At 65.6% G+C, this 10,265-nt stretch carries 15 protein-coding genes; 7 read left to right on the forward strand and 8 right to left on the reverse strand.

Annotated elements, in window-relative coordinates; genetic code table 11:
• From AC1DXV_RS25910 to AC1DXV_RS25945, 8 genes are all read right to left on the reverse strand, one after another.
• Positions 1-230: helix-turn-helix transcriptional regulator (locus tag AC1DXV_RS25910; RefSeq protein ID WP_477936251.1), on the reverse strand; the 230-nt coding region annotated here is incomplete at its 3' end.
• 29 nt (positions 231-259) lie between these two features.
• Complete coding sequence (locus AC1DXV_RS25915) at positions 260-1,720, reverse strand: ParB/RepB/Spo0J family partition protein (RefSeq protein WP_477870278.1); 1,461 nt, start codon at positions 1,718-1,720, stop codon at positions 260-262.
• 19 nt (positions 1,721-1,739) lie between these two features.
• Positions 1,740-2,339, reverse strand: coding sequence for a hypothetical protein (locus tag AC1DXV_RS25920; RefSeq protein ID WP_477830853.1), 600 nt, complete (start codon positions 2,337-2,339; stop codon positions 1,740-1,742).
• A gap of 247 nt (positions 2,340-2,586) precedes the next feature.
• Positions 2,587-2,958, reverse strand: coding sequence for a hypothetical protein (locus tag AC1DXV_RS25925; RefSeq protein ID WP_477936253.1), 372 nt, complete (start codon positions 2,956-2,958; stop codon positions 2,587-2,589).
• 37 nt (positions 2,959-2,995) lie between these two features.
• Entirely contained in the window at positions 2,996-3,130 is a 135-nt protein-coding gene (locus AC1DXV_RS25930) for a hypothetical protein (RefSeq protein ID WP_477936255.1), read from the reverse strand.
• Positions 3,127-3,360, reverse strand: coding sequence for a hypothetical protein (locus AC1DXV_RS25935; protein ID WP_477873493.1), 234 nt, complete (start codon positions 3,358-3,360; stop codon positions 3,127-3,129). Before AC1DXV_RS25935 ends, AC1DXV_RS25930 begins: the two co-directional genes overlap by 4 nt.
• Before the next feature lie 141 nt (positions 3,361-3,501).
• Positions 3,502-4,293, reverse strand: a complete 792-nt coding sequence (locus AC1DXV_RS25940) for a LexA family transcriptional regulator (protein WP_477873494.1) — start codon at positions 4,291-4,293, stop codon at positions 3,502-3,504.
• 365 nt (positions 4,294-4,658) lie between these two features.
• Entirely contained in the window at positions 4,659-4,910 is a 252-nt protein-coding gene (locus AC1DXV_RS25945; protein ID WP_169675557.1) for a hypothetical protein, read from the reverse strand.
• 84 nt (positions 4,911-4,994) lie between these two features.
• Here AC1DXV_RS25945 and AC1DXV_RS25950 point away from each other — a divergent pair, with 84 nt between their 5' ends.
• The 7 genes from AC1DXV_RS25950 to AC1DXV_RS25980 all read left to right on the forward strand — a co-directional run.
• Positions 4,995-5,468 (forward strand): phage regulatory CII family protein, encoded by a 474-nt coding sequence (locus tag AC1DXV_RS25950; RefSeq protein ID WP_477936257.1) that lies wholly within the window; start codon positions 4,995-4,997, stop codon positions 5,466-5,468.
• Entirely contained in the window at positions 5,468-5,761 is a 294-nt protein-coding gene (locus AC1DXV_RS25955) for a hypothetical protein (protein ID WP_477870688.1), read from the forward strand. The genes AC1DXV_RS25950 and AC1DXV_RS25955 overlap by 1 nt, the downstream gene beginning before the upstream one ends.
• A gap of 71 nt (positions 5,762-5,832) precedes the next feature.
• Complete coding sequence (locus AC1DXV_RS25960; RefSeq protein WP_477936259.1) at positions 5,833-6,936, forward strand: helix-turn-helix domain-containing protein; 1,104 nt, start codon at positions 5,833-5,835, stop codon at positions 6,934-6,936.
• Positions 6,933-8,309 carry a replicative DNA helicase gene (locus tag AC1DXV_RS25965; RefSeq protein WP_477936261.1) on the forward strand — a complete coding sequence of 459 codons (1,377 nt, stop codon included), beginning with the start codon at positions 6,933-6,935 and terminating at the stop codon, positions 8,307-8,309. Before AC1DXV_RS25960 ends, AC1DXV_RS25965 begins: the two co-directional genes overlap by 4 nt.
• Before the next feature lie 28 nt (positions 8,310-8,337).
• Positions 8,338-9,135, forward strand: a complete 798-nt coding sequence (locus tag AC1DXV_RS25970) for a hypothetical protein (RefSeq protein ID WP_477936263.1) — start codon at positions 8,338-8,340, stop codon at positions 9,133-9,135.
• Between the two features lie 156 nt (positions 9,136-9,291).
• Complete coding sequence (locus AC1DXV_RS25975; protein ID WP_477875075.1) at positions 9,292-9,768, forward strand: terminase small subunit; 477 nt, start codon at positions 9,292-9,294, stop codon at positions 9,766-9,768.
• A gap of 5 nt (positions 9,769-9,773) precedes the next feature.
• Positions 9,774-10,265 (forward strand): phage terminase large subunit family protein (locus AC1DXV_RS25980; protein WP_477936265.1); only part of this gene is annotated, 492 nt, incomplete at its 3' end.

A 10,265-nucleotide genomic window follows, 5' to 3' on the forward strand; every position in this document is an offset into this window, starting at 1 on the left:
GTCTTGGTCTTGCGACGGCCCGTGAACGGCGGCGGCAGGAGGTTGGACACCGGGCGCTCTTCACACCAAGCCGTCACCTCGCGTACCAGCCACGCGACACGCCTGCCGGAGAGAAGCCGAGGTTTCGGAAAAGCCTCCTCGCGGACGAGCTTTTCCACCGTCGACTCAGACAGCGAGGTGAAGGCGGCAACGTCAGGAAGGTCGAGGTAGATGGGTTCGAGTTTGCTCATTTGCTCTTTGTCGGGTTGTTGATATCGGGTCACGTTGCGGGTTGCGTCGGCAGCGTAGGAGTGGAGAGGTAGTGCTCGGCAGCGGCGATGAGGTAGGCGGGCTGTTCCTCGACCTCGGTCTCCCCGACCATCACGTTCGCTGCGAGCGCACAGTCAAGAAGGAAGAGCGCAACCTCGGAGGGATGCAGCGCGTCGATGCGCGCCGCCAGATTTCCGATGCCGCATTCGTACAGACCTTCGAGGGTCGCGCGGTGGCGCCATGCGATGGATTCGCAGACGAACTTGGCGACCAGTCGTAGGTCGAATGCGCTGCGCTCGGTGGCAAGGGCACGCTCGCGAACGCGCTTGAGCAGGTCGAGTCGGCTGCGGCAGGCGAGGGTGGACGGAGTGGCGTCTTCGTCGATCGCCTTTCGCCTTTGCACACGGACGGGCTTTGCCGGTCGCGCCCCAGCCGGTTCCGTCCGATCTGCGTCCATGTTGCTTGGCGCCGAAGCCACATTCGGTCCCGCCGCCTCGTGCGCATCGCTGTCTGATGCATCGTCAGTTGGGGCGGCTGACTCGGCATGCTGAGCGGCCGGTTCGAGTTCGATGGGGTGCTTCGTGGCCGCAGTAGCGCGTTCGGCCGCACGCGGCGCGACGCGCAGCAGGTGGACTTTCTTCTTCTCCGCGAAGCAGTCCGGGTCAGTGCAGACGTCTGCACTGACTCGCGCCGAACCCGATTTGCGGCTGTCGCCCGTGCTGTCGGCTTCGGTCATGTCCGCGAAGTCGGGCGCGTTGCCCGAGCGTTTCCAGCAGTCGGTGCAGCTGCCCACGTCCGGCAGCAGGTCCGCATCGGCAATATCGAAGATGGCCGCGCGCAGCTCCAGCGAGAACTTCGCGGCGAGCAGGGCCTGGATGCTGCGGTAGCTTGCATTGCCGCCCGCCGCGAGCCGCGCCTGGGCGTCTTGCCTGATGCACTCCAGCGCCTTCTCCTGAAGTGCGGCCGACGGCAGGCGCGCGATGCGCTGCGTCGCCTCCGTGCCGAGTTCGTTGGCGAGGTACGCCTCACGCAGCGCCGGGCATGCGTCGAGCAGCTTGAACCGGTTGTAGAAGTAGGTGCGGCTCTTGCCGAACCTTGAGACAAGATCTTCGATGGACAAGCCATCGTCCTGCATCATCGACATGAACCCTTCGGCCTCTTCGAGCGGGTGCACGTCGGTGCGCTGCAGGTTCTCTGCGACCTGGGCGCTGCGGGACTGGGCGTCGGTCATGTCTCGCACCATGCACGGCGCACTGGGGAGGTTGACGAAGCGAGCGGCCCGGACGCGTCTGTGCCCGAAGACGATCTCGAAGCCGGCGCCGCCGGATCGAGGGCGAACCAGGATCGGCTGGTGGATGCGGCCCTCAGCGACGATATTCGTCGCCAGCTCATCGATGCCGGTGAAGGTGCGCCGGGGATTGAAGGGGCTCTCGTGCAACTGGTCGAGAGCGATCTCGCGGATGGTTTCCATGGTTCGTCCGAGGTTGAGTTCAGTGGACCAGGCGGCTTGCGAACTGCTGGCGTTGGAAATCGAGAGAGTCAGCGCGCTCGATGAACGCGTTGCGCCAGCCGGACCACGTGGTGTCTCGGCAAGCGGGCGACATCAGGTTGACCCAGGTCACCGGCTTCACGCCGGGAAGAAGAGGAGGCGTTGTGCCGGGGTTCGGCAGGAGCTGTGCACGTGCGGTGGCCTCCGCGATCAGTGCCGCCTTGAGCAGCCCCTGGGCGTGCGCGACGTGCGCAACGTTCAGAGCGAAGCCGTTGCGGATCAATCGGACGAAGCGGTTCTCCAGGGTTATCCAAGGGGCGCCGATCTCGTCTTCAGCCGCGGCGGACAACTCGCCGACATAGGCCTTGTGTGCGGCCAGCATGAGTGCCGCGAACTGGCCGTGCACATCGAGGTCGAGTTCGCGTTCGGCGATCCTGCAGATGAGCAGCGAGTGCTCGGCCAGGCTGTAGGGCCTGCAGGTGGCGCCGGTGAAGCGATTGAGGAGGCTGAGGTGATGAGCGATCGTTCGCAGATCGATGTTGCCGGGAAGAGGGTGCTTGAGCGACACCTCGGCGCCGGTGGCTGTCGTGATGATGATCATGGCGTGGGTAGCGTTGGAATGTGGAAGGGCGGCGCGGGACGTCAGTGATGCAGGCCGGCGAAATCGAGGAACCGGGCCTCTGGGCCGCAGGCGCCGCGGATGTCGCGGACAAGCGCGACGGGCGTTGGGCAAGGAAGCCTGGCGTCGGGGCAGGTACAGACGCGCTGGCCAGCAGCGTTGCAGGCGCCGTGGCGGCACAGCACGCAGCCGCGCTCGGGTGCCACCTGAATGCAGGTCGCGAGGCTGGTCATGCGCCTGCCCAGTACATGCCCGTTGCCACGGAGAGAAGGGCAACCAGGCAGCCGACGGCAGCGCCCCAGACGAGGCCATGTCGCCAGCCGATCCGATACTTTTCTTGGCCGATCTCGCGGAGATCTCCAGCCACGACTGCCGTCATCCACGGCATGTTTTCGTAAAGGAGCTTCTCCCTGAACGCTTCCAGAAAGACCTTGAGTTCTTCATCCGGAAGGGCGGCCCCGGCCTCGAAGGTCTCCCGCAGAGTGCGAAGCCTCGAAGGATGGACCGGGAACTTCAGCCAGTCATCGGGGGAGGTGGCCCGTTCGCTGCGCAAGGCTGCCGAATCGGCAGCGGCTGAATTCGTGTCTGCGKTGGTGTTCATGCTGGTTCTGTTGAATGGAGTTCGTGCGGGGGCGGGTTCAGAAGTCGGTGGGCGCGAGCCAGCCGCCGAAGCCCCAGAGCAGGAGCAGCAGCAGGTAGACGAGGGGCCAGCGGACGCGCGGATTGCGGTCGGCCCAGGCTTCGAGGGGGAAGTGCGCGTGGTTCGCGTTCATGCGGGCACCTCGTCGAGGCGCTCGACGTTGCTGATCGAGCAGCCGGTCAGGTCGTGGGCAACGCGCTGCGCGTGTTCAGCATCGCGAGCCTTGATTTGCACGAAGGGCAGGACGCCCGTGTCRCAAGCGGCCGGGAAGCCGTTGCAGTCCTTGGGGTGGTAGTGGCAGCGGTAACTGCGCGGACTGTCTTGATTGACGCGACCGTGCGTTGGTCTAGCGGTGTGAGGCATCGGCGATCTCCTGATTACCCAAAAACGAATAATCAGTGTTATCCAATTGCGGAACACTGTCAATCCATTTGTGGGTAATGGAGGGAAGAAAAAACCCGCCAACTCTTGCGAGGGGCGGGTCTGCGCGGGATCTTTTGACTGTCAGCCGTCCGACTTCCTCCTGTCGATGCTCACCGTCTGGTGATGCATCCTGCGGTCCGGCCCTCCGTAGCCAACCACGTCAATCCGCTGTCTCACCGCGCGCGCAGGCAGGCGCGGGCCGACATAGTGGATGAACTCAATCTCTGACACATGCTTGGTGATCCGCTTGAAAGCCTCGTTCACGCTCGACAGGATGATGGTGTCACCATGCCGCGCGGCCAGGGTCTTCACCATGACTTCGCCCTCAGTCGTCTTGACCACCACTTCATCCCCCGGATATGGCTCGGTGTTGGGCTCCACAACGATCCACTCGCCCGCCATGATCCGAGGGCTCATGCTGTCCCCCACTACTTGTAGCCCGTAGGCATTCGGGTCTGCCGTAGCAACCTCCAGGTACTGATCTCCATGGCCCACCGCGTGACCGAGTTCGCTCCACTCGCGGTCCGGGGGGCCTCCTTGCGTAGTCCCCACAACCGGGACATCTCGGGCCTGTTTGAGCGGCACCGAGCCGGCAGGCGCAGGAGCGCCTTTGCCGATCGTGCTCGCGGCCTCTTCGCTGAAAAAGATATCGATGGTCTTGCCGTACACCTCTGCGAGTCGCGCAAGGGTGGCGGCGTTCGTTCCCCCCTCGCCATTCAAGATTCGGCTGATGGTGGACTGACCAACGCCTGACACCGCCGCCAGCCCATTGCCGCTGGTCGGCCCCGTGTCGGAGTCGAGAAGTGCCTGCAGTGCCTTAGCGATGCGCGGGTCAGGCGCCACCTTTGTCTTAGCCATATCCGGATAGTGCACGGCTTTCCAATCGATTGGAGGGTAGCTCTGTTTGCATGATTACCCGAAATCAGATAATCTGATGGCTGTCCACACAACGCCGGGCCATCATGCCGATCCAAGACGAGCCACTTCTCGTGGAGCTTCACCGCCGCCTTGCTGCCAGCAAAGGGCGATGGCCTGAGGTGTCCCGAGGCTCCCGTGTCCCGTACTCGACGATCACGAAAATCCATCAGAAAGTGATCGTGGATCCGCGGACGCGAACCACGCAGTCCTTGCTGGACTACCTCAGGAAGCTGCCCGATGCGTCAGTCGGCGCGCCAATGGCGGCCGAGCTCGCCCCATGAGCCGCGATGCAGCGGATCACGCGCTGACTCGCTCTCAAGCTACTGCAGTCCTTCTGGCCGCGAGGGCGGCCGGGCAGTGTGAAGAGACAGCGCTTCTCGCAGCGCTGCTACGAGCTGGCGCGCAGCCGGCACGCCGAGTACCAGTGTGGCAGGGGGTTGGCCTGCTGGTGCGGTCAGCGTCACTTGCAGCGCCCCCAGCGGCCCCATCGGCGACGCGATCTCCGTGAACTCGACGCCCACCTGCGCGAACACCATTTCCACGCTCAGCCCCTCCGCCTTCTTCTCGCTCATTCGATTCTTCCTCGTGCGCTCATTGGTGCGCAGTATGGCTACCAGTGCGCGGTCCATCCATAGCCCCTTCAAACGGCCCATGCCATGAATGTCCAAACCGCAGCGTTCAACCTCGTGCACGACCACCCCGGCGGCACGTCGGCGCTCGCGCCGTTGCTCGGCAAGAGCACCTCGACGCTGAACCACGAGGTCGACCCCAACTACCCGACGGCCAAGCTCGGCCTAGCCGACGCATTGAAACTCACGCTGCTGACGAAGAACCACAGCATCCTCAATGCCTTCGCGATGGCGTGCCACTGCATGGTGGTGCCGTTGCCGGCGTGCTCGGACAACGATGACGACGACACGTTCCGGAGCGTGACCCGCGTGGCCCGCGAGTTCGCTGAGCTGATCAGCGAGGTCAGTGAAGTCACGGCCGACGGCGCCGTCTCCGACAACGAGCTGCGCCGTGTCGATACCGAGGCCACCGAACTGGTGGCGGCCATCCAGGCGGTGCTGACCACCCTGAGGCTGCGCAACGAACGCAGCCGTCCCAAGACCTTCCGGGAGGTCTGCTGATGCGCGGCGGCCCGATTACCGTCCACGACGGCCGCGACACGTTGGAACGCGTAGGCGAAGACGACCTGATCAGCGTCAGTGAAGCCGCGTACCTGCAGGCGGCCCTGGTCCGCCACCGCCTGCGCGCCGAACAGGACGCCCAGGCGCTGAACTTGTCCCGCGCGCCGCTCGGCACCTGCGCCAACTGCGACTCACGCTGCGACCCCGCCGTCCGCTACTGCGATCCCGACTGCCAGAGAGACCACGCCCAGCGCGTGGGCCGCCTCCCTCACGCCTCCAACCTGCGGGCCTGACGCCCGCAACTCCACATGAACCGACAAAACGCATTGCGGCCCGAGCGGCTGCAAGGGAAGGGTGTTGCCCMATGAGTACCGCAGTGATGGCCCTGTGCTGGCCCATCCGCATGCCGCCGACCCAGAAGGCGGTGCTGATCAGCTTGGCCGACCAGGCCAACGACCAGGGCAGTTGCTGGCCCTCGATTGCCACGATCTGCGTGCGCACGTGCTTCGGCGAGCGCGCGGTGCGCAAGGCCGTGCGCTGGCTCGAGGAACAGGGGCTGCTGGCGGTCGGGCTCGGCCGCAAGCGCTCCAACGTCTACACGCTGGCGCTGCAGCGCATCCAGGCGATCTGCGAGGCGCAGGTGCAGGTCCGCGCGCAGGAGCGAGCTGAGGCGGCAGCAACGGCAGCAGCCGAGGACGCCTTCGCGCCCACCGCGGGCGCCTTCGAGGCACTGCTGCGGTCCGTGGGCGCGGTCCACGGATCTGCTCAACCGAGCCTGCGCGACCCGGCACGAGGTGCCGCCCACCATCACTCGAACTTGGGTTCCCAGACCGGCACGACGTGCCGCCAAGCGGCACCAGATGCCGGTGAGCGGCACGAGATGCCGCATGCGGTGACCGGCACCACGTGCCGCATACCGGCACCAGATGCCGGTCAGACCGGCACCACGTGCCCCCTAACCGTCAATGAACCTTTGAATACAAGATACCCCCAACCCCCTTCTGGGGCTGAAGGGCGTCGCTCAAGGGTTCAGGCAAAGCCCCATGGCGATGCCGACGTTCGGGCCAGCGAAGGGCCGGCAGCGGATCGCACCAGCCGCAAACGCAATGCGGTCTTGACGGAAGACGACGCCGAGGACTGCAGGCCGCTCGTGAGCCTTCAGGACTTCATCGCCGACTGCCGCGCCAAGGGCGAGCCGGTGATCCCTGAGGACGACCCGGTCTTCACCTACTGCGAGCAGGCCCGCATCGGGCAGGACATCCTGCAGCTGCACTGGCACGAGTTCAAGGCCCGCCGCATGGACCAGGACAAGCGGCAGCGCGACTGGCGCAAGACGTTCTTCCAGAGCGTGCAGGGCAACTGGTTCCGCCTGTGGCAGATCCCGCCGGGCGGCGATGAGGCCTACCTGACAACCCACGGCCGGCAGGCTGAAGCCGTGATGCTGGCGCAGCAAGGGGAGGGCGCATGAGCCGTCGTCCTGAAGCGGTCAACCTGCCCCACAGCGCYCCGCACAGCGAGGAGGCCGAGCACAGCGTGCTCGGGTCCCTGCTGTTCGACAACCAGGCCTTCGAGATCGTCGCCACGATCCTGAAGCCCGAGCACTTCTACCAGGCCGAGCACCGCGCGATCTACGGGACCATCAGCGAAATCCTCACCGCAGGCAAGCTCGCTGACCTGGTCACCGTCCACGACCGCGGCGGCTACAGCATGGTGTACCTGAACCAACTGCTGCAGTCGGTGACGAACAGCCGGGCCGCGGCGAGGCACGCCGAGCTGATCGTCGAGCGGTGGCGGGAACGCGAGGTGATGCGCCTCGGGTCAGCAGTGGCCGACGAGATCATGCGCGGTGCGCACGGTGCCGACGGCAAGCCGCAACCGGTCGACCAGGTCATCGACCAGATGATCACGAAGCTGATGGCGCTCAACGCCATCGCGGAGCGCAACGAGCCGCGCGACATCAGCGAGCTGGTCGTGAGCTACCTCGACGACCTGCAGCAGCGCTACGACGGCAAGGAAACCACCATCCAGACCGGATTGAAGGACCTGGACCACTGCACCGCGGGCGGCGGCCGGCCGGGCGAGCTGTGGGTCATCGGCGCCAGGCCGAGCATGGGGAAGACGGCCATATGCCTGACGCTCAGCCGCAACGTCGGCCGCAAGCACCAGGTGCTCATGCTGACGCAGGAAGACAGCCTGAACTCACTGACGGCGCGTCAGGTCGCTGCTGCAGGGCGCGTGAACCTCGCGGACCTGCGCAACCCGCGCAAGGCTCCCGAGAGCATGTGGGAGGGCGTCAGCGAGGGCATCGATGCACTCGGGAAGCTGCACATCGCGATGGACGACCAGGCAGCGCTCAGCATCATGGACGTACGCCGCAAGATCCAACAGGTCAAGCGCAGGCACAAGAAGCTCGACCTCGTGATCATCGACTACCTGCAGCTGATGGAGGGTGACGGTGACAACCGGAACCAGGAGCTGGGGAAGATCGCCAACGGCCTGAAGCGCGCGGCCAAGGAATTCGGCGTCTGGGTCATCTTGCTGTCGCAGCTGAACCGCGACTCCGAGAAGCGCTCCAGCGGCATGCCGCAGATGAGTGATCTGCGCGACAGCGGCGACATCGAGGGCGCGGCCGATCTGATCGGGCTACTGCACCGCGAGCACCGACGCGCTCCGACCGAGGCCAACAAGTTCCACGCAGAGCTGCTGGTCGTGAAGCACAAGAACGGTCCGACCGACACGCTGAACTTCACCTTCGACGGCGCCTTCCAGCGCTTCTCGGACTGGGAAGGACCTCCGCCCATGAAGGCGCTGAGCAAGCAGCGCGGCGGCGGGCTGAACTGAATCGCGACCAGACCCAGGGAGGAACCAGATGCTGAAGATGAACATCCGCTTCGATGCGGCGCAGATCGCGAAGGCGTTCGGCGAGCTGCAGCAGGAGCACCCGAACGTGATGGCGCAGGCCATCAACGACACCACGCGCGAGGTGCGCGATGCACAGGTGGCGGAGATTCGCGCGAGCTTCGACAACCCGACGGGCTTCACGCTGCGGGCGCTGCGCACGACCTTCGCCAGCCGCACCGAGCTGCAGGCGATGGTGTGGCTGAAGGACGGCACATCGCGGGCGCACTACCTGCTGCCGCAGATCGAGGGTGGCAACCGGCCGCTGAAGCGCTTCGAGGAGATCCTCGTGCAGGCCGGGCTGATGCGCAAGAACGAACGGGCGGTGCCGGGCGCGGCGGCMAAGCTCGATGCCTACGGCAACATGGGGCGAGGGCAGATCGTGCAGATCCTGAGTCAGCTGCAGGCCTTCAACCTCGCGGGCTCGGACGCCAACGACACGAACAGCAAGCGCTCGAAGGCGAAGCGCAGCAAGGTCGAGTACTTCGTTGCGCACGGCGGCGAGTCACGGCAAGGGCGTGGCTCGTGGAAGCACGGCGACAAGATGCAGCACCTGCGGCGCGGCGTGTGGGCACGGTACCGCTTCAGCGCGGGCAGCGCAGTGAAGCCCGTGCTGTTGTTCGTCAACGGCACGCGGTACGGCCGGCGCTTCGACTTCGTTGGCACGGCACAGCGCGTGATCGATGCGCGCTTCAAGTCGCACTACGAGCAGCGCATGCAGAAGCAGCTCGCGAAGCTCGGGCTCGCGACGGGAGGGCAGGGCGCATGACGTTCGCACCTCCGTCGGCCAAGGCCTCGACCCCACCCCCCACCCCCCTCATCGGGTCCTCCCGGGAGAGGTCGGTCAAGGGTAATTCGAACCCCGTTAGCACTCTAGTTTCCGGGCGTTCCTAAGGGGGTTATATCCATGGGAGATCAACAGGACATGCTGTCTTTGCCAGTGACGCAGGAGCAGTTCGGTGACATGGTCGGCGTGAGCCAGCCCGTCGTCAGCGACCTGCTCGCGCGCGGCGTCTTGCTGGCCGGCCAGCCTGCCGCGACCTGGCTGCGCGCCTACACGAAGCACCTGCGTGAGCAGGCTGCAGGGCGTGGTGCCGACGGTGAGCTGGCGCGCGAGCGTGCACGCTTGGCGCGCGAACAGGCCGACCGTGTCGCGATGGACAACGCCGTGAACCGCCGCGAACTGGCGCCGGTGTCGGTGCTGGAGCTGGTGCTCTCCAAGATGGCCGGCGATGTGGGCAGCCTGTTGCAGGGGCTGGTGCCGCGTGTGCGGCGCCGCGTGGACCTGCCGGGCGATGCACTGCGCATCCTTGACGAGGAGGTGACCAAGGCCCGCAACCGCGCCGCGGCGATGACGCTGGCGGACGCCGAAGAAGAACCCGATGAGGAGGATGAAGCTTGAACGACATGAACCACGTGATCGAGCTGGAGCGCTCGATGTCGCTCGCCGACCTCGGCACCGAGCAGCGCGACGAGATCAACGCGGCGCTGCGCCGTGGCCTGCGCCCGCTCGAAGCCCCAACGCCGATGCGGCTGTCCCATTGGATGGCCGAGCACTTCTACCTGTCGGAGGAGAGCAGCTACGAGCAGGGCCGCTGGGAAGCCTACCCGTACCAGGTCGCGATTGCCGACTGCATAGGCCACGACGAGATCACGCACGTGACCTGGCGGAAGTCGGCGCGCACCGGATACACCAAGATCTTCCTCGCGGCCATCGGCTACTTCGCCGAGCACAAGCGCCGCAACCAGGCGGTGTACCAGCCCACCGATGAGGACCGCGACGACTTCGTCACCACCGAACTGGAGCCGATGCTGCGCGACGTGCGGGTGATGCGCCGCGTGTTCCCGAAGTTCAATCGCAAGTCCAAGGACAACACGATCAAGAAGAAGCGGTTCCTC

It is taken from the genome of Rhizobacter sp. P3_C12 (assembly GCF_056402735.1).

Excerpts from the sequence above, each read along its gene's own strand:
- AC1DXV_RS25955 (WP_477870688.1), top strand. The coding sequence starts at position 5,468 with ATGCGCGGCGGCCCGATTACCGTCCACGACGGCCGCGACACGTTGGAA.
- AC1DXV_RS25930 (WP_477936255.1), bottom strand. The coding sequence starts at position 3,130 with ATGAACGCGAACCACGCGCACTTCCCCCTCGAAGCCTGGGCCGACCGC.
- AC1DXV_RS25975 (WP_477875075.1), top strand. The coding sequence starts at position 9,292 with ATGCTGTCTTTGCCAGTGACGCAGGAGCAGTTCGGTGACATGGTCGGC.
- AC1DXV_RS25950 (WP_477936257.1), top strand. The coding sequence starts at position 4,995 with ATGAATGTCCAAACCGCAGCGTTCAACCTCGTGCACGACCACCCCGGC.
- AC1DXV_RS25920 (WP_477830853.1), bottom strand. The coding sequence starts at position 2,339 with ATGATCATCATCACGACAGCCACCGGCGCCGAGGTGTCGCTCAAGCAC.
- AC1DXV_RS25915 (WP_477870278.1), bottom strand. The coding sequence starts at position 1,720 with ATGGAAACCATCCGCGAGATCGCTCTCGACCAGTTGCACGAGAGCCCC.
- AC1DXV_RS25945 (WP_169675557.1), bottom strand. The coding sequence starts at position 4,910 with ATGAGCGAGAAGAAGGCGGAGGGGCTGAGCGTGGAAATGGTGTTCGCG.
- AC1DXV_RS25960 (WP_477936259.1), top strand. The coding sequence starts at position 5,833 with ATGAGTACCGCAGTGATGGCCCTGTGCTGGCCCATCCGCATGCCGCCG.